An 18,945-nucleotide genomic window follows, 5' to 3' on the forward strand; every position below is an offset into this window, starting at 1 on the left:
CCCCGCGTCGCCTGCACGCAGGGCCGTCGATCGGGCAGCGGTGCCCGCCGTGGAGCGGTCAGCCGGCGTCGACCCACCCGTCGGCCACGACCTGCTCGCGGTCGGCGGCCCGATCCGTATCCAGGAGCGTGTCGCGCCCGTCGGCCACCTGGATGCGCCCGATCCTGGCGCCGAGCCCACGAGTCGCGGTGTCGGTCGTCATCCTCAGGCGGATCTGGACCTCGCCACCGAGCGCCGGCAGCGAGCTGGAATCCGGTCCGTCACCCACTGAGCCGCTGGAGTCTGAGCCGCCGGACTCCAAGCCGCCGGACTCCGAGCCGCCGGAGTCCGAGCCACCTGGTCCCGACCCGTCGACCAGGGGAAACACGCCGTTCCACCGCAGCCGCCGACCCCAACCGGTGATCTGGCCGTCCGGCACCGCGACGCTCTCCTGATGCTTCGCCTCGAGGGTGCCGGCGAGCGGGATCCACGTCGAGCCCTGGTCCTGCGAGGCCCCGACGGCGAGCACGTCGTACGCGGTCTCGAGGTGGGCGAAGAGGTCCACCACCAGCTCCGGCACCGCTCCGGACGCGGGCAGGTCGACCGCGGCGGTCAGCGTCGCCGTCGTCGCGTCCTCCTCGCCGGCGCGCCATCCACCGGAGCGCAGCCCCTCGGGCACGAGCCCCAGCGCATGGGCCACGCAGGTCGAGACCTCCCGTCGGGTGGCCGACGTGCTCGACCATTCGCGCGTGGGGTGCACCGAGTTCGCGAGCATGATGACGATCGTGTCGGTGAGCGGGTCGATGACCAGCGAGGTGCCGGTGAATCCGGTGTGCGTCCCGCTGTACGGGCTGGTGAGGCCCGCGTGATAGAACCAGGCCTCCAGCTCCGGGCCGAGCCCGCGCCGCGCGCCGCCCACCCCGGTGATCTCCGCGATGCGGTCCGTGTACATGTCCTGCACGGTCGCCGCCTTGAGGATCCGGGCATCCCCGTAGCGCCCGCCGCCCAGGAACATCTGCCCCAGCACGGCGAGGTCGCGCGCCGTGGAGAAGACGCCCGCATGGCCGGCGACACCGCCGAGGGAGTAGGCGTTCTCGTCGTGGACATGCCCGTGCACGAGATACCCGTAGTACTCGACATACTCCGTCGCGGCGATGCGGTCGCGCAGGTCAGCAGGCGGGTTGTACATCGTCTCGTGCATCCCGAGGGGCTCGGTGACGTGCTCGCGGACGTACACGTCGAGCGTCTGCCCGGAGAGCTTCTCCACGATCAGCCCGAGCGTGATCAGGCCCAGATCGCTGTAGACGTACTTGGTGCCCGCCGGAGTATCCGGGACGACGGTCAGCACCGCATCGAGGCGCGAGGGCACATCGGGATAGGCGGAGTAGAGGTTGATGAAGGCCGGCAGGCCGCCGACGTGCGTGAGCAGCTGCTGCACGGTGACCTGCGCCTTGCCGTTCTCCGCGAACCGCGGGAGATAGGTGGAGACGGTGTCGTCGAGGGCCAGTACGCCCTTCTCGACCAGCTGCATGACGGCGGTCGCCGTGAAGATCTTCGAGATCGAGGCGAGGTCGTAGATCGTGTCGGTGCGCGCGGGGATCCACTCGTCCTCGGGAAGCTCCTTGCTCGCGTCCTTCCAGCGCAGGGCATAGCCGTCGGCGTGCTCCATGGCGATCCCGGCCTGAGAGGCGACCAGCACGGAGGCCCCGGCGAAGCGCGGCGGGTCGAACTCGAGCCCGGCGCGGACGATTCCGGGCAGCTCCTCGAGCGTCTCGGCGTCCAGGCCCACGTCGCCCGGCTGGACCTCGCGCAGGGTCGTGCTCGATCCACGGCGGTCCCAGGGGTGGCGATGCGGCTCCCCGTGACGCCAGGTCGGGGCGGAGCGGGCGGACTCCGCGGAGGGACTGCTCTTGTGCGGGGCGGGGTCGCCTGCCGCGTAGGCCGCGGCGGGGAGGCCGACTGCGGCGGTCGTCGCGGCCAGGGCGGTGGCCGTCAGTCCGGTCCGACGGGTGATCCGGTGGTCCATGAAGCTCCTTCGCATCAGGGTCGCCCGCAGCCGACGAGGTGCGGCGCGGGCCGCCAGCCACGCTATCGAGCCGCGTCACGATGTGGCAAGCGTCACGTCCGGTCAGCGCGTCGGGAGCCCCGCTGGTCCCCGGCGCAGGCCGGAGATGCCGTAGGCGAGGATGCCCGCCCCCACCAGCATCAGCAGGGATCGCAGCACCCCGACGACGATCCCCAGGATGGCGGCCACCTGCATCAGGCCGGCGACGCCGTCCGACATCGAGGCGGGGTCGCTGCTCGTGGTGACGTTGACGGTGACGCCGAGCGCCCAGGCCACGATCAGCACGATCCCGCCGCGACGCAGGAGCCCGCGCCCGCGGACCACCACCAGGATCGACAGGATCAGCAGCGCGAGCCCGAGCCCCATTGAGATCAGGCCGCCGACGAGCAGGAGCCCTCCGAGGACCATCGAGGCCGCAGGCTCAGGGTCCTCGAACGCGGTCAGGGGCAGCACGACCGTGGCGAGCTGGACCAGCAGGCCACCGACCCCCAGCACCCCGGCGATCACGGCGAGCGCGATCGCCGGGGTCACGGGCGGCCGGACCTGGACGCTCTGCGGCGGATACGTGGTCATCTCAGCCGCGCTCCAGCTCGAGCACCGGCACGCAGGGCGGGCTGAAACCCAGCACCTGCCCGTAGAACGACAGGGTCGCCTCGGCGGCGCGGATGATCGAGGACGCCTTGCGGAACCCGTGCTGCTCGCCCTCGAACAGGAGATAGGCGTGCGGGATCCCCTTGGCGGCGAGCGCATCACGGAACAGCTCGGACTGGCTGAGCGGCACGATGCGGTCCTCGTCGCCCTGGAGCAGCAGCACCGGCACCTCGAGCTCGTCGACGTGGTGGAGCGGGGCCCGCTCGACGTAGAGGTCCTTCCGCTCCGGGTACGGGCCGACGAGACCGTCGATGTACCGCGATTCGAAGTCGTGGGTGTCCAGGCGGAACTTCTCGAGCTCGGCGACACCGAAGCTCGAAGCACCGGCAGCGAAGGTGTCGGTGCGTGTGAGGCAGGCCAGCGTGGTCCACCCACCGGCGCTGCCGCCCTCGATCGCCAGCCGCCCCGGATCGGCGATACCCTCCGCGACCAGGTGCTCCATGACCGCGACAGTGTCCTCCACGTCGACCACTCCCCACTGGCTGCGCAGGCGATTGCGGTAGGCGCGGCCGTAGCCGGTCGAGCCGCCGTAGTTCACGTCGACCACCCCGAGCCCGCGGGAGGTGTAGTACGCGGTGGGCAGGTGCAGCACCGGGGGGACATGCCCGGTGGGGCCACCGTGCACCCGCGCGATGAAGGGCGGCAGGTCCCCCTCCCGCCCGGCCAGGCCCTCCTGGTGGGGGCGGTGGACGATCGCGTGGACCACGCCGCCGTCAGGATCGTTCCGCAGCGGCACCTCGATGCTCTCGCTCGTGGGCAGCACGGCCGGATCGGGTGCGTCGGAGCGGGAGGAGCGCAGGACCGTGAGCGGGGAGAGCGCAGGCGCGGTGGAGTTCGACGCGGCAGCAGGCGCGGGGCCGGCTGACGCGGCAGCAGGCCCGGGTCCGGCTGGCGCGGCAGCAGGCCCGGGTCCGGCTGGCGCGGCAGCGGTCGATGCCCCCGACAGGTCCAGCCGGGCGATGCTGATCGCGGCGAACTGCGTCAGCGAGGAGCCCGCGAGCACCAGCAGCCCGTCCTCGCGCAGCTGCATCCCGGCGATCGAGGTGAGCGGGCACTCCAGGGGCTGCAGGTCCCCGCTGCCGATCCGCAGGATCCCGAGGCCGTCCGCGGCGCGTCCGTACCGCACCAGCACCGTGTCGGCATCGAGCACCTGGTACCAGGTCATGCCGAGCGACCACATCGACCCGGCGAACTCCTGGTCAAGCTCGAGGACCTGCCGGGCGCCGTCGTCGGCCGTCCAGACCCAGGGGTTCCACCAGCCCGACGCATCGGAGATGGCGAGCAGGCGCTCGTCGTCGAGCCATTCGGGCTGCAGCACGGACGTCTCGGCGTCGCCGAGCACGGTCCGGCCCTCCCCGGCGCTCCCTGCCAGCAGCGGGGCGACGTGGAGCTCGGTGCCGTCCCACGGCATCCGCGGGTGCTCCCAGCTGATCCACGCGATCTGGGAGCCGTCCGGACTGATCCGCGGATGGGCGACGAACCGGGACGCCGGGGTGACCCGACGGATCGCCGACGGGTCCTCGGCGGCCGAGCCGTCCAGGGGCACGGCGGCGATATAGCGCTCGATGTGCGGTGCGCCGTCGGCGCCGGTCCGCGGACCCTGCTCCCCGCCGGTGTGGTCCTCGCAGACCCACCAGACCTCGTCGGTGCCGTCGGCGAGCCGGACCGGGGTCGGGTCGGCCCACCGCAGGGAGGGGCCGTGCGCGCTGGTGACCTCGGGGCCGACGGGTGAGAGCGGTCGCGGCTGCTCGCCCTCCCGGAAGGCGTGGACACGCTGGTCCTCGAAGTTCACGAAGACGACCAGGGGTGCTTCCTCGGCGCCGTCGGGAGCGGCAGGAGTCTCCGTGCCGGGCAGCGCCGCCCAGCTCGTCCCGCCGTACTCGTGCACCCGGGACCGTGCGTTGTACGGCGCAGGCAGCACCGTCACGGGATCGGCCGACGAGATATCTGCCGGGGCGGCGCCATGCTCGGCGAGTGGCGGGGCAAGTGGCAGGGCGACGGGGCCGGGCGACCGCACGATCGCGAGCCGACCGCCCTCCGTCGCGATGCCCTCGGTCCACCAGAGGGCATCACCCACCAGCTGCGGCGTGCCGAGCCGGGTGCCGCCGGTGGCGAGCAGCTCGGCGGAGATGGGCGAGGGCCAGGACCCGTACGGAAGCGTCGTCACCATGAGGACAGGGTATGCATGGGAGCGCGTCGGCATCTGCCGTATGTGGACGGCCGACGGCCTCCGGGCCGCACCAGTTCGCGGACAGGCCCTGTCCGCCCCGCGAGGGATGCTCGCCCCATGACGACATCGACCCCTTCCGTGATCACCCCGATCTCCCGGCTGAGCGGCGGCTACGGAAGTCTCAACGCCTTCGCCGCCGTGACCGGTCCCGGTGGGGCCCGCGGCTTCCACGAGTTCCTCGGCGCGGTGCTCGACGCCGTCGAGACGCCCGAGGCCCACGCCGTGGATACCGATGGTCTCCTGATCCACTCCGAGGCGCGGATCGGCGATTCGTGCCTCATGGTCGTCGATTCCAAGCCCGGTTGGCCCTTCACCCCAGCGCTCCTCCAGGTCAATGTCGAGGACCCTCACGAGGTGCTGCGGCGTGCCCGTGCCGCCGGATGCCGGATCATCACGGAGGTCTCGCCGTTCTACGCCTCGACGATCGCGCGGTTCCAGGACCCGTGGCACAACGTGTGGTGGCTGTTCGGTCCGGAGGAGGCCGACGCCCCACCGCTGGACTGGGACCCAGCGGTCGCGGCACGGGAGGGCGAGAGCGACGTGCATGCGACGATCTGTCGGGCGATGGAGCAGCTGGCCCCGCCGAGGGGCCCCTGAGCTCCGCGGAGGCTCAGACCAGGATCGAGCCCTCCACGGTGAGCACGGTGACGCCGCCGATCCAGATCGTCCCGTCGGCCCCGACCTGCACGTCGATGCGTCCCACGCGCTCCAGCACCGTGCCCTGCGCGGCGGTCCATCGTGCGGGCATCGGCCCTCGGCCCACCAGCCACTGGGCGATGCCCGCGTTGAGGCTGCCGGTGACGGGGTCCTCGATGCCACCGAGCGTGAAGGCGCGGACCTCGTAGAGCGGGTCGGTGCCGACGGGATCGGTGAGGGCGGGACTGTGGCGGCCCAGGACTCCGAGCTTCGCGTCCGCCATGCCCGCGAGGTCCGGGACCAGCGACAGGACCTGCTCGGCGGATTCCAGCTCGAGCACCCGCCAGCCCGGCCCGTTGTCCGCCCAGGCATGCGCCAGCACCGAGGAACGGGGCACCCCGAGCGCCTGCGCGAGCTGGACGACGTCGACCTCGTCGAGTGGGCCGCTGCGCCGCAGCGGCGGGGCGGCGAACGCGAGCCGCCCCGCGTCACGGCGCACCGCGATGTGCCCCGCCTCGCACTCCTGCACGATCTGCTCCCCGGACGGCTCGCCGCCCGCCCACAGCCAGGCGCGCGCGGTGCCGAGGGTGGGATGCCCGGCGAAGGGCAGCTCGCCCGACGGGGTGAAGATCCGCACCCGGTAGTCGGCCGCGTCCGTGGTCGGCGCCAGGAGGAACGTGGTCTCCGAGAGGTTGGTCCAGCGCGCCACGCGCTGCATGTCCTCCTCGCTCAGATCATCGGCGTCGAGCACGACGGCCAGCAGATTGCCGCGCTGGGGACGATCGGCAAAGACGTCGAGCTGGAGGAAGCGACGCGGAACGGGCGCGGTGGGAGACATGACGATCAGTCTCGCACCGCGCCCGTCAGCCGGATCAGGCGGCTCAACGACCGGCGTCGTCGAGGGCCTTGTCCTCCGCGAGCATGACCTCGATGCCGTAGTCCTCGGGATCGGACTCCGGGATGTCGGTGCCGCTGAGGTTGGCGCCGGCGGTCTCCTTGAGGAACAGCAGGGCGATCATGCCGACCACGCAGCCGATCATCACGTACACCGCAGGGAACTCGAGGAACCCGGTGGACTCCACGACCGCCTCGTTCAGCGGCGCGGCCGTGCCGCCGAAGATCGAGGTGAACACGTTGTAGGTGACGGCGAAGCCGGCGAAGCGCACATGCGCCGGGAACATCGCCGGGAAGGTCGCGGAGATCGTGGACAGCTGCGGGATGTACAGCAGTCCGAGCACCGCGAAGCCCAGGATCGCGAGACCGAAGCTCTGCCCCATCAGCATGTACATCGGCAGGGCCATGACGAACAGGCCGATCATCGAGAACCACCACATCTTCTTGCGGCCGATCCGATCCGACAGCGATCCGCAGAATGGGATCACCGCCATCATCGCGACCTCGCCGATGAGGATCACCATGAGCGACTCGTTCGGAGTGAGGTGGATCTTCGTCTCGAGGTAGCCGGGCATGTAGGTCAGCAGGGTGTAGTTCGCGATGTTCAGCGGGATCACGAGGCCGGCCATCACGAGGATCGGCCTCCAGTACTTCAGGATCAGGTCGCGCAGACCGCCGGTCGCGCTCTCCTCGGACTCGCCGGCCTCCTCCAGGTCCTGGAACACCGGGGTCTCGTCGAGCCTGGACCGCAGGTAGAGACCGATCAGGCCCAAGGGGGCGGCGACGAAGAAGGGCACGCGCCAGCCCCAGGCCGCCATGGCATCCTCGCCGATGATCAGCTGCAGGACCAGCACCACGACGGTGCCCAGGGCGAAGCCGCCCAGAGTGCCGAACTCGAGGAAGCTGCCGTACAGGCCGCGACGCTTGTCCGGGGCGTACTCGGCCATGAAGGTCGCCGCGCCGCCGTACTCGCCGCCGGTGGAGAAGCCCTGGATCATGCGGAGCACGGCCAGGAGGATCGGGGCGAGGATGCCCACCTGCTCGTAGGTCGGCAGCACACCGATGAGGAAGGTCGCCGCGGACATCAGGATGATCGTCAGCGCGAGCACGTGCTTGCGGCCCAGACGGTCGCCGAGCGGCCCCCAGATGAAACCGCCGAAGGGGCGGGCGATGAAGGAGATCGCCAGGAAGGCGTAGGTCCAGAAGAGGCCCTCGGAGCCCGAGGGGAAGAAGTGCGCCGCGATGTAGGTGGCGACGACGGCATAGGCGCCGTAGTCGTACCACTCGGTGGCGTTGCCCATCGCCGAGGCGGCGACGGCCTGGCGGATGGTGCGCCGGGGAGGGAGGTCCTCGAAGGCAGTGCCCTTGGAGGGAGTGCCCTCGGAGGGCGTGGGATCAGGGGTGGTCGATGTCGTCACAGGGGACTTCCCGTTCTTCGCGCACGTGCCGGGGCACGTCGTGGCGGCGCTCCTGACGGCGCAGCGAGAGCACCCACGAGGTCAGGAGCGGCCGACGGCAGGAGACCATCGGACTGCGAGCGTGCACGACGGATCCGCCCTTCGAACCAGCGGCGCACGCCGTCGCAAACGAGGTCACGCTATGCAGTTTCTCGACGAGTCGCCACCGGACGCCCCCTCGAGCGCCTCATCGACGCAGGTCAGCAGGTCATGGCCAGAGCGGAATCTGCTGTAACCGACTGGTAAGCACCGCGCGACGGACCTCCCGCACAGTGTGCCGATGCTCAGCGATCGTCGCTGTGCGGCACCTGCTCGCCCTCCCCCGGAGCCCGCGCGAGGTCCTGAGGCGCTGTCCGCGGATCCACCGGGGACCCGGAGAGGTATGCAGCCCGCGCGAGCACGTTCGAGGCGACCGACGACACGATGATCAGCGCGAGCACCGTGACGACGGACTTGAGCAGCAGCGCTGGATCGAACCCGTCGACCCGGGCATGCTCCAGGAAGGCCCCCATGACGATCATCGGCAGTCCCAGACCGGTGGCCGGCGAGAGCACGTTGATGCGGCTCAAGGAGTCGCGCGCATGGAACATCGACAGCGCTGCGGTGAGCATCCAGAACGCGCCGCCCAGCAGGAGCACGGCGATGAGGATGCTCACCGCGATATCGAGCACGGCGATCATCGGCGCCCCCTGGTGAGGATCCGTGCCAGGGCCACAGTGGCCAGGATGCCCAGCACGGAGGCGATCAGTGCGGCGTCGACCGCGGCGGCGGAGGCCTTCAGAAGGCCCACCAGGACGATCAGTCCGACACCGGAGAAGAACACGAGGTCGCCGACGACGGCCCGGCTGGCGGCGTCCGGTGCAGTGGCCACCCGGAAGAGGCCCACCAGGATCGCCGCGCCGAGCAGAGCGACGGTCACCCACAGGATCACGCTCATGACTCCTCCTCAGCGGTGGTAGGGCCGGGCCGATGAAAGTCCCGGCCGTGCTCATGCAGGGACCGAGCGACGCGGCCGTCCACGAACCGCTCGTCGCCGAGCCCTCCCCTGCGAGTATTCAGGGCGGCGTCCGCCCCGTCGGCTCCCCGCGTCGCCCTCAGCAGCCGCTCCTCCATCTCGCCCAGATCGGCGAGGACCTGCTCCCGCGACTCGGCGAACAGGGCGTGGACGAACAGGCTCGAACGCTCCTCGCGGGTGCCGTGGGCGATCCCGACGACCAAGGTGCCCGGTGTGATCGTGATCGAGGAGGACATCGTGATGATCTCGATGTCCGTGGTGGCCCGCAGGGGATACTCGACGATCGCCGGGGAGCTGAGGGTCCGCCGGCTGTAGACGCCCTTGGCCATCTGGACGGATCCCTTGAGGATCTCCACGAAGATCCACAGGGCGTAGGAGGCCATGTACCCGAGGCGCCTCATCGTCCGATCACCGCCTCCACATAGGCCTCGACGTCCAGCAGGTCGGTCGCGGCGGTGTCGATCGTCGGCAGCACCAGGCCGATGCCCACGAACATCGCGAGCGACAGCGCCATCATCGCCGCACCCGGCATCGCCAGACGCCACGGCACCCGGACCTCGTCCGGGAGCGGGAGGGGATCGCCGCGCCCGACGCGCGGGTCGTCAGGGCGATAGGTGGTCATGTCCTCGCCCCATGCGACACCTCGCCACATGCGCTGCAGGCCGAGCAGCGACCCCACCGACGCGACGATCACCGCGAGGATCGCCGCCCACCCGAGCATCGACCCCCCGAGCGTCACCTGCTCCGCAGAGGCCCGCAGCAGCCCCACCTTGCCCCATAGGCCGGAGGTGGGCGGCAGGCCGACGAGGCTGAACAGCCCGAGCGCGAGGACCCCGACCACCCAGGGATCCCGGCGCGCGAGCCCTGAGATCCGGTCCAGGCGACCGGATCCGTAGGTGTGCTCGATCGCGCCGGTGGTCAGCAGCAGGGCCGACATCGTGATCACGTGGTGGACGAGATAGAGGATTCCGGCCGTGACGGAGAGCTGGGTGAACAGCACCAGGCCGAGAAGGATGTGCCCCACGCCGGAGACCATCTGGTGACCCATCGCCGTCCGCACCCGTCGAGCGCTCGCCGTCGAGAAGGCGCCCACCAGGATCGTCACGAGCACCAGCACCGCGAGGACCGCCAGGAACGGCAGCCCGTCCGAGAAGGTCACCGCGACGATCCGGTACATCGCATACAGCGCGACCTTGGTGTGCAGAGCGGAGAACAGCGCCATGATCCCGGCAGAGGTGCCGGGGTACGCCCGCGGCAGCCACGAATGCACGGGCACCATGCCCGCCTTCACGGCGAGGGAGAGGAGCACGACGGCCAGGGCCGCAGCGGTCGCCGGGTCCTCGCTCCCGGCGCCGGCGAGCGAGGCCAGGTTCACCGTGCCCGCGGTGCCGTAGACGAACCCGACGCCGATCAGCAGCACCGTCGAGGTGAGCAGGTTGACCAGCACGAAGAGTCGGCCGATGCCGAGGCGTCGCCAGCTGCCGGTCACGGCGATCAGCGCATAGGAGGGCATCAGCATGACCTCGACCCAGACGAACAGGTTGAAGAGGTCGCCGGTGAGGAGCGCGCCGTTGACCCCGGCGCTCAGCAGCAGCACCAAGGGCGGCAGGAAGCGATACCGCGACTCCCCGGTCAGCACCAGGAAGATGCTCGCGGCGAGCGTCGCGACCGCGGTGACCAGCAGCATCACCGCACTGAGCGTGTCGGACACGAAGGGGATGGCGAGCACGTCGGAGAATCCGCCGACGGCGTGGGAGATCACCGGTTCGGTGCGATGCCAGGCCAGCAGCCAGAGCGCGCCGAGGCCGACGGCGATCGGCACGCCGATCAGCACCGCGGTGTCGACCGCCCGGCGGCGCACGAGCAGCAGGACAGCCGCCCCGAGCAGCGGGGCCACGACGAAGATCGGCAGGAGGGAGGGGGGAACGGTGGGAATCATGAGTCAGGGTTCTCCCCGGTCGCCGGGTGCTGGGACATATCGTCGTCCCGGCCGATCACGGCGAGAGTCAGCATGAAGATGGTGACCGCCATGGTGATGACGATCGCGGTCAGCACGAAGGCCTGCGGGAGCGGGTCCGCCATGTCGGCGCGCGAGGAGACGTCGGTGAGCGGCTCGGCACGCCATCCCGGCACTCCGGTCGCCAGGAGCACGAAGTTCGCGGCGTGGCTGATCAGCGTCATCCCGAACACCGCGCGCACCATGCTCCGCTGGAGCAGCAGGTACACGCCGCCGGCGACGAGGACGGCAACAGTCAGGCTGAGGATCATCGGCGACCGCCCTCCTTCGGCTTCGTTCCGGTCGTCAGGTGCGAGGTGCCGACACCGACTCGGCGCCGACGGACGACGTCTTCCCCACGAGTGGTGTCCAACGGCCCGGGCAGCTCGCCCTCGACCGCCTCATCGGTCCGCTCACGAGTGCTCTCCCCCGGCGTGGCGGACCCTGTGGAGGCACCGGCCCCCAGCAGGTTCACCGCGACCATGACCAGGCCCAGCACCGCGAGGTACACGCCCAGGTCGAAGATCATCGAGGTGGACACGTGGGCACCCAGCAGGTGTCCGTGCAACGGCTCGAGGAAGCCTCCCTTCAGGAACCCGAGGGCGCCGGCGCCGAGAGCCACCGCGATGCCCCCTCCGATGAGGAACAGGGGGAGCCTGAGCGGGCCGATCTGTCGATCCGTCGACGTGGACAGATACATCAGCGCGACGATCGCGGACCCGACGAGTGCGGCGATGAATCCGCCGCCCGGCTCGTTGTGCCCGCGCAGGAAGAGCATGATCGAGAGGAGCGCGAGGATCGGGGCGGTCACCCGCACCATCAGCTGCAGCGCGGCGGAATTGCCCCAGGCGCTGTTGATCGCCCGATCGGCCGAGGTCCCCTCGCCGCGCAGTGCCGGCGCCCTGTCGGCGTCGGTGCCGTCCTCGCTGCCGGTCTCGCCGTCAGGATCGATGAACATGTGACGCACGCTGGAGAGCACGGCGACGATCGCGACGCCTGCCATGCCGAGCACGGACAGCTCGCCGAGCGTGTCCAGGGCACGGAACTCCACCAGGATGACGTTGACGATGTTGTGGCCGCCGGTGATCTCCTCGGCGTGCGCGATGTAGTACTCGGCGACGTCGCTGCGCTCGCGTCGGCCCATGAACAGGTACATGCCGGCACCGGCGGCGAGCCCGACGCCCACGGCCAGGAACAGCGCCCCGCGGCGCGGGGCACGCCCGGGGGGATCGAAACGCCGCGGGAGCCTCTGCAGCACGAGCATGATGATGATGATCGTCAGCGACTCCACGAGCAGCTGGGTCAGGGCGACGTCGGGCGCTCCCAGGACGAGGATCTGCACCGTCGCGAGAATGCCCACCGCGGAGAGGGCGACCGCCGCTCCGAGGCGGTCCCGCCGCGTGCAGACCACCACGACCGCCACGAGGATGAGCACGAAGAGCACGACGTCGAAGGGGACGTTGAGCCCTGGGGTCAGCGCGGGGAGATCCCCGACAAGGGCGACGAAGGCCGCCAGCATCACGACGCAGAATGCTGCCAGGATCGCGGCGAGATGCCGCATCGGGTCGTCACTCGCGATCGGCCTGACGAGCAGCAGGGCGAAGCGCCTGGCCAGGCGGTCCACCGCTCCCAGGATCTGCGCCCCGTCGACGGGGAACGGGTTCGTCTCCAGGGGGGGGAGCAGCCTGCGGCGTCCGAGCGCGAACAGGGTGCCGAGGACGATCACGCCGACCGTGATCGCCAGTTCCGGCGTGACGCCGTGCCAGAGCGCGAGATGCGGATGGTGCTCCCCGCCGAGCGCCGCGTCCATCGCCCGGGCGACCGGGGTGTCCAGCACGCCCACGACGAGAGCGAGAGGGAGCCCCGCGAGGATCGGCAGGGCGGCCGGCCAGAGCAGCAGCGGAGCGGGCCGGTGGGCGTTGCGCGCCTCGCGGACGGCCCCGGTCGGGTCCGTCGAGCTGGTCATGGCCTCTGCTGCGGCCCGGTCTCCTGATGTCGCCTCGGCGTCGAGTCGCGCCAGTGCGTCCTCATCTCGGCCGTCGATGAAGACGCCGAGCACGATCTTCGCGCAGTACGCGAAGGTGAGCACGCTGGCGCCCGCGATACCGAGTGCGACCACCCAGCCCATCGCCGGAGCCCCACCGAGGTCCAATGCCCCGGTCAGGAGCGCCTCCTTGGAGACGAAGCCGAGCATCGGGGGCAGCCCTGCCATGGACATGCAGCCCAGCAGCGTCACCACGAAGCTGCCGGGCAACGCTCGTGCGAGAGCCGGCATGCGCCGCAGCTCGCGCGTATGGACAGCATGGTCGATCACTCCGACCATCATGAACAGGCCGGACTTGAACAGCGCGTGGGCGATGGTGTGCAGCACGGCAGCCAGGATCGCCGCCTCCGTGCCCACGCCGATGAGGGTGACGATCAGTCCCAGCTGGCTGACCGTCGAGTAGGCCATGAGCTTCTTGAGGTCGCGCTGCTGGAGCGCGAGGAACCCGCCCACGAAGGCGGTGACCAGGCCGGCCGTGATGAGCAGGACGTTCCAGGCGATGACGTCGTGGAAGGCCGGGCTGAATCGGAGCAGCAGGAAGATGCCTGCCTTCACGACAGCGGCCGCATGGAGGTACGCCGAGACCGGCGTCGCCGCGGCCATCGCATCGGGCAGCCACACGTGGAAGGGGAACTGGGCGGACTTCGTGCAGGCGGCGACGGCGATCAGCAGTCCGACGAGCGTGGCGAACGCGGGGTCCTCGGACCAGACGTCCGCGGCGAGCACCTCGGTCACCGAGGAGGTGCCCAGGCGCAGGATCATCAGCGAGACCGCGATCAGCAGGGAGAGGCCGCCCAGGAACGTGATCAGCAAGGTGCGCATCGAGGCGGCCTGTCCTCCGCGCCCGGAGCGGGCGATGAGGAGGAAGGAGGCGATCGAGGTCAGCTCCCAGGTCACGAAGAGCAGCACGAGGTCATCGGCGAGCACCAGCGCGACCATCGACAGGGTGAACAGCGCCATCACCAGGGAGAAGCTCAGCTGCCTGCCCGGCTCCAGGTAGCGGGCCGAGTACGCGAGCACCACGGCACCGATGACCAGGGCGATCATCGCGAACACGATCCCGATTCCATCTGCGCGCAGAGCAAGATCAATATCCCACTGCGCGGCCCACGGGATCGAGAACGTCGTGGTTGCCGGCCGGGTCTCTCCGGCGAGGACGGCCTGGGACGCCGGGACGAGAGCTGCGGCCGCGAGCAGATACAGGCCGGCGAGGATCCAGCAGGCGGACCGGCCGAGAGCACGGTCGAGGGCCGGGGTGATCGCCACCGTCGCGACCAGTATCAGCACCGTCCACAGCACCGACATCGTCAGCGCCCCGACGTGGAAGGGGCGGTGGCGTCATGGCGGGGCATATACGGATTCTAGCGACGATCCGCGAGCGGCCAAACCCCGTCTGCTGCGCAGGTGTCTCGGCGGCCTCGCGCGCACGCGCGGTAAGAAATAAGACTCCCTCCGACCCCGCGCCCTCCGCGTTGTGCGGAAGGTCACGGGGACGGAGGGAGTCGGCCGGTGCTCGAGGTGATGCCTGCAGGCACCGGGCTCCCGCGTCATCGCCTGAGGCATCAGGCGTACGCGGCCGGTGTCAGCCCTTGCTGTTGCCCCGGCCGCGCTCGAGCAGCACCTGGACCACGGAGGGCTTGGGTCCCACCTCGTCGTAGTCGGGGAAGTAGGAGAGCTGGGCTCCCCATGCGCCGTCCTCGCCCGGGTGCTGCACGGAGACGAAGGCGCTGCGGTCCTCGTCGCGGATGATCGGGCCGCAGGTCTCGCCGTCACGAGGCACGGAGAGGAATTGCTCGACCCGGCCGCGGGAGTCGCCGTCCAGCGTGACCCGGAACAGGCCGTCGTTGTAGCCGATGCCCGAGGGAGCGCCGTCGGTGGAGATCCAGAGGTTGCCCACCGCGTCGAACGCCAGGTTGTCGGGGCAGGAGATCGGCGAGACCTGGTCCACCGGGAAGCCGGAGAAGTAGGTGGTGTCGCCCTGCGCCGGGTCGCCGCACACCATCAGCAGGTTCCACGCGAAGGTGGTCGAGGTCTGGTCGCCCTGCTCGTCGATCTCCACGATGTGGCCGTCACGGTTCTCGGCGCGCGGGTTCGCCTCGTCGGCCGAAGCCTTCCCCGCCGTGCCGCGGCCGGAGTTGTTGGTGCAGGCGACGTACACGCGACGGGTGGCCAGCGACGGCTCGACGTCCTCGCAGCGGTCCATCTTGGTGGGGCCCACGGCGTCGGCCGCGAGGCGGGTGTGCACCAGGACCTCCTCGGCGCTGAAGCCGGGGACCGCCGACTCGCCGTCCACCAGCAGCGGCAGCCACTCGCCGGTGCCGTCGAAGGAGCCGTCGGCCGGGACCGCGCCCGAGCCGTCGATCTCCGCGGCCGGCGAATTGCCGGAGAACTTCGCGACGTACAGATCGCCGCTGGTCAGCAGCGTCATGTTGTGCGCCTTGTCGCCCTCGACATAGGTGCCGTGGGAGACGAACTTGTAGAGGTAGTCGAAGACCTCGTCGTCACCGGTGTAGGCCACGACGTGACCGTCCTCGGCGAGGATCACGTTGGCGCCCTCGTGCTTGAAGCGGCCCAGGGCCGTGTGCTTGCGCGGGGTGGAGGTCGGGTCGAAGGGGTCCACCTCGACGATGTAGCCGAAGCGGTTCGGCTCGTTCTCGTAGCCCTCGTTGCGGGAGTCGAAGCGGTCGTACTTCGACTCCCAGTTCCGGGCGGTGGCCTTGTCGGCGAGGCCGTAGCGCTTCTCCGCGTCGGAGGTGCCCGGTGCGCGGAAGTAGCCGTGGAAGTTCTCCTCGCCCGAGAGCAGCGTGCCCCACGGGGTGAGCCCGCCGGCGCAGTTGCCGAAGGTGCCCAGCACCGTCGTGCCCTCGGGGTCCTCGACGGTTGTGACCAGGTCGCTGCCGGCCGCGGGGCCGGTGAGCTCGAACGCGGTGTCCAGCAGGATGCGGCGGTTCAGCTCGGCGCCCTGCACGTAGGAGTAGGGGAAGTTCTTGTTCTTCCGCTCCAGCTCGACCACGGTGAGGCCGTGGGCGGCCATGCCGATCTCGATGAGCTCGTCCTCGTCGGTCTCCGGCGGGAGCATGATGTTCTCGTTCGTGTACTCGTGGTTCACGAACATGACGGCGCGCTTGCCGTTGCTGCCCGGGATCTCCTGGATCTCCGTGTAGTCGTTGTTGTAGCCGAACTGGCGCTTCTGCGCCTCGGCGCTCTGGGCGTTCCAGTCGAAGTCGGGGGCGTCATCGAACAGCGGGTCGCCCCAGCGGATGATCGGGTGCCAGGCGTAGCCCTCGGGGACGGTGAACTCGTCGACCTCGAAGTCGACCGGCGCGATCGCCTCGAAGAGCAGCTTGGTGCCGTTCGGCGCCGGGACCCGCGAGCCGCCCTTGCCGTTGCCACTGCCGTTGCCCTGGCCCTTGCCGTTCCCGTTGCCGGGATCGGCGAGGGCGCCCTGGGTGCCGCCCAGCGCGATCGCGAGCGCGCCACCGGTGCCCCCGAGGACCGCACGACGGGTCAGCGCCGAGGAGGCGATGTCGCGGAACGTCGGGTTGTCCGAGTGGTTGCACGGCCCTGCTGCGCACTGGTTCGCGCACTTGAGGGCGCAGGTCACGGCCGAGCGCTTGCCGCGTGCCGCATCCTTCATGAGCAGGGGGATGTCGATCAGGGCCATGGGGTGATCCTTCGCAGTCGATCCGTCGCTCGGCCGGGGCACGAGCAGGGGCACGACGACAGTGCCCCTGCGAGGTGATCACGGGCCCACCCGAGGGCGACACCCCGGTGAACTCTGGGGTGCGAACACGTGACGGACCGGGTCGGCGTGCGTGGGCCCGTCACCGCGCCGACGTCCTCCCCGACGACGACGACGGCCCCTGGACCTGTTCCGCAGAACAGGCCCAGGGGCCGTCGTGGGGCCTCAGCGCCCGAGGTGGGTCCCGTGGGTCCCGTGGGTCAGAATCTCGTCGGCGGCACGAAGGTGTCCGGCTTGACCAGCACCACCGGGACAGGCGATTCGATCGCGACCCGCTGCGAGGTGGAGCCCAGCAGGATCTTGCCGATCGGGGTGCGGCGACGGATGCCGAGCACCACCAGGTCGATGGGGTCGGACTCGACGGCATCGAGGATGTCGTCGGCCGGATCGTCGCGCTTGGGCACGGTGCGCAGCTCGTGCTCGAGGCCGGTCTCCGCCAGACGCTCGGTCAGCGGCCGCTTGTCCGTCACGCCGCGGGCCTTGCGCGGATCGGGCGGGCGCTCGGAGGCGAGCACGAGGAGCTTCGCATCGCGGCGCGTCGCCTCCTCGATCGCGTACTTCAGGGCGGCCTCGCTGGTGGCGCTGGGGACGTAGGCCAGCAGGATGGTGGTCATGGCATCTCCCGGGAGTCTGGAGTCGTGGGACAGGTCGGTGTCTGGAGTATCCGGCGTCGCATCCGAGTCCGCGGGGTCACGGCTTGCCGAGGTCGTCGGGATGACGGAACCGCGTGCGTCGGGCCTTGACCGCGCTGTTGTAGAACCAGGTGATCACGTAGAGCACGAGACCCACGGCGAGCAGGCCGCCGGCGATGACGTAGTTCTGCGCCGGCTGGGCGAGCGGGGAGATCAGCGCGAACGAGGTGATCGCACCGATCACGGGCAGCACCGTCGGGGTGCGGAAGTGGTCCGAGTCGACCGTGTCCTTGCGCAGCACCAGCACCGAGATGTTGACCATCCCGAACACGGCCAGCAGCAGGAGCGCGGTGGTGCCGCCGAGCGCCTGGATGGTCTCCTCGGCGAGCACGAACTTGACCGTGAGCACGAGGGCGAAGGCCAGCACGGTGGAGAACACGATCCCGGCCCACGGGGTGCGGGTCGAGGCCATGACGCCCTTGAGGAAGCCCGGCAGCACGCCCTGCTTGGACATGCCGTAGAGCAGGCGCGAGGCCATCATCATGTTGATCAGCACCGTGTTGGCGACGGCGAAGATCGAGATGAACGCGAAGATCGTGTCGATCGGGATGCCGGGGGCACCGACCTTCACGACCTCGAGCAGCGGGGTGGTCGACTCGGTGAGCCGGCCGATCGGCACCACGGCGACCGCGAGGAGAGAGATCAGCACGTAGATCACGCCGGTGATCGACAGTCCCGCGATGAGCGCCTTGGGGAAGTTCTTGACCGGGTTCACGGTCTCCTCGGCCATGTTCACGGAGTCCTCGAAGCCGACCATCGAGAAGAACGCCAGGGCTGTCGCCCCGATGATCGCCATGAACATGCCCTTCTCGTCCTGCGTCTCGAAGAGGATCACGCGCGAGAAGTCGGCCTCGCCGCGGGCGACGGTGAAGAAGCCGACCACGATCACCAGCATCAGGCCGGTGAGCTCGATGCAGGTGAGCACCACGTTCGCCTTGACGGACTCGGAGACGCCACGCAGGTTGATCAGGGCGACGAGCACCAGGAAGATCAGCGCGATCCCGGTCGTGACCCCGCCGGCGGAGGCGCCGAGGGACTCCTCGAGACCGAACGCCTTCAGCACGTTCTCCGCGAGGAAGATCGCGCTGGTCGAGGCCGAGGTGATCCCGGAGGACAGCACCGCGAAGGTCACCATGAAGGTGAGGAAGTGGATGCCGAAGGCCTTGTGCACGTACAGCGCCGCGCCAGCGGCCTGCGGGTACTTGGTCACCATCTCCACATAGGAGAGCGCCGAGACCATGGCGACGGCGAAGGCGATGATGATCGGCACCCAGCCGGCGCCGCCGACCTCACCGGCGACCTTGCCGGTCAGCGAATAGACGCCGGTTCCGAGGATGTCGCCGACGATGAACAGCAGCAGGAGCTTGGGCGTGATCGCCTTCTTCAGCTCCGGCTGATCCGAAGAGGCGCTGCCCCCGGATGCGATGGGGGCGGCCTCGCGTGGCTCGCTCATGGGAATCCTCCCGGGACGGGGACACGATCTGACCGCTCAGGGCGGCAACGGGCTCGGACAGAGCACCATTGCCCAGGGAACCGAGGGCGGC

At 70.1% G+C, this 18,945-nt stretch carries 15 protein-coding genes; 1 reads left to right on the forward strand and 14 read right to left on the reverse strand.

The window, feature by feature from the left end:
* Positions 1 to 58: 58 nt before the first annotated feature.
* From ACT3T5_RS10440 to ACT3T5_RS10450, 3 genes are all read right to left on the reverse strand, one after another.
* Entirely contained in the window at positions 59 to 2,005 is a 1,947-nt protein-coding gene (locus ACT3T5_RS10440; protein ID WP_444594295.1) for a serine hydrolase domain-containing protein, read from the reverse strand.
* A gap of 102 nt (positions 2,006 to 2,107) precedes the next feature.
* Entirely contained in the window at positions 2,108 to 2,617 is a 510-nt protein-coding gene (locus tag ACT3T5_RS10445) for a hypothetical protein (RefSeq protein WP_443351192.1), read from the reverse strand.
* 1 nt (position 2,618) lies between these two features.
* On the reverse strand, positions 2,619 to 4,865 hold the full coding sequence (locus ACT3T5_RS10450) for a dipeptidyl-peptidase 5 (RefSeq protein WP_444594296.1): 2,247 nt from the start codon (positions 4,863 to 4,865) through the stop codon (positions 2,619 to 2,621).
* Positions 4,866 to 4,982: 117 nt separating this feature from the next.
* Here ACT3T5_RS10450 and ACT3T5_RS10455 point away from each other — a divergent pair, with 117 nt between their 5' ends.
* Positions 4,983 to 5,522, forward strand: coding sequence for a VOC family protein (locus tag ACT3T5_RS10455; protein ID WP_444577213.1), 540 nt, complete (start codon positions 4,983 to 4,985; stop codon positions 5,520 to 5,522).
* Between the two features lie 13 nt (positions 5,523 to 5,535).
* Here ACT3T5_RS10455 and ACT3T5_RS10460 read toward each other — a convergent pair whose 3' ends face one another.
* The 11 genes from ACT3T5_RS10460 to ACT3T5_RS10510 all read right to left on the reverse strand — a co-directional run bounded on the left by ACT3T5_RS10460 (position 5,536) and on the right by ACT3T5_RS10510 (position 18,854).
* On the reverse strand, positions 5,536 to 6,399 hold the full coding sequence (locus tag ACT3T5_RS10460) for a PhzF family phenazine biosynthesis protein (RefSeq protein WP_444577212.1): 864 nt from the start codon (positions 6,397 to 6,399) through the stop codon (positions 5,536 to 5,538).
* Positions 6,400 to 6,442: 43 nt separating this feature from the next.
* A complete protein-coding gene (locus tag ACT3T5_RS10465; RefSeq protein ID WP_444577211.1) occupies positions 6,443 to 7,873 on the reverse strand; it encodes an MFS transporter in 1,431 nt (476 codons plus the stop codon).
* 323 nt (positions 7,874 to 8,196) lie between these two features.
* Positions 8,197 to 8,592 (reverse strand): cation:proton antiporter, encoded by a 396-nt coding sequence (locus tag ACT3T5_RS10470; RefSeq protein ID WP_193116902.1) that lies wholly within the window; start codon positions 8,590 to 8,592, stop codon positions 8,197 to 8,199.
* Positions 8,589 to 8,849, reverse strand: coding sequence for a monovalent cation/H+ antiporter complex subunit F (locus ACT3T5_RS10475; protein ID WP_193116901.1), 261 nt, complete (start codon positions 8,847 to 8,849; stop codon positions 8,589 to 8,591). The genes ACT3T5_RS10470 and ACT3T5_RS10475 overlap by 4 nt, the downstream gene beginning before the upstream one ends.
* Entirely contained in the window at positions 8,846 to 9,328 is a 483-nt protein-coding gene (locus tag ACT3T5_RS10480) for a Na+/H+ antiporter subunit E (RefSeq protein WP_443352233.1), read from the reverse strand. The genes ACT3T5_RS10475 and ACT3T5_RS10480 overlap by 4 nt, the downstream gene beginning before the upstream one ends.
* Entirely contained in the window at positions 9,325 to 10,866 is a 1,542-nt protein-coding gene (locus ACT3T5_RS10485) for a proton-conducting transporter transmembrane domain-containing protein (RefSeq protein ID WP_443352235.1), read from the reverse strand. Before ACT3T5_RS10485 ends, ACT3T5_RS10480 begins: the two co-directional genes overlap by 4 nt.
* Positions 10,863 to 11,195 (reverse strand): sodium:proton antiporter, encoded by a 333-nt coding sequence (locus tag ACT3T5_RS10490; RefSeq protein ID WP_193116898.1) that lies wholly within the window; start codon positions 11,193 to 11,195, stop codon positions 10,863 to 10,865. Before ACT3T5_RS10490 ends, ACT3T5_RS10485 begins: the two co-directional genes overlap by 4 nt.
* Positions 11,192 to 14,272, reverse strand: coding sequence for a DUF4040 family protein (locus ACT3T5_RS10495; protein WP_444577210.1), 3,081 nt, complete (start codon positions 14,270 to 14,272; stop codon positions 11,192 to 11,194). Before ACT3T5_RS10495 ends, ACT3T5_RS10490 begins: the two co-directional genes overlap by 4 nt.
* 277 nt (positions 14,273 to 14,549) lie before the next feature.
* Entirely contained in the window at positions 14,550 to 16,631 is a 2,082-nt protein-coding gene (locus ACT3T5_RS10500; RefSeq protein ID WP_441448645.1) for a PhoX family protein, read from the reverse strand.
* Between the two features lie 278 nt (positions 16,632 to 16,909).
* Entirely contained in the window at positions 16,910 to 17,323 is a 414-nt protein-coding gene (locus ACT3T5_RS10505) for a universal stress protein (protein WP_444577209.1), read from the reverse strand.
* Positions 17,324 to 17,399: 76 nt separating this feature from the next.
* Positions 17,400 to 18,854, reverse strand: a complete 1,455-nt coding sequence (locus ACT3T5_RS10510) for an APC family permease (protein ID WP_444577208.1) — start codon at positions 18,852 to 18,854, stop codon at positions 17,400 to 17,402.
* Positions 18,855 to 18,945: the final 91 nt, after the last annotated feature.

The organism is Brachybacterium sp. AOP3-A1-3, assembly GCF_052378285.1.
In the GTDB taxonomy this organism is placed as follows: Bacteria; Actinomycetota; Actinomycetes; order Actinomycetales; family Dermabacteraceae; genus Brachybacterium.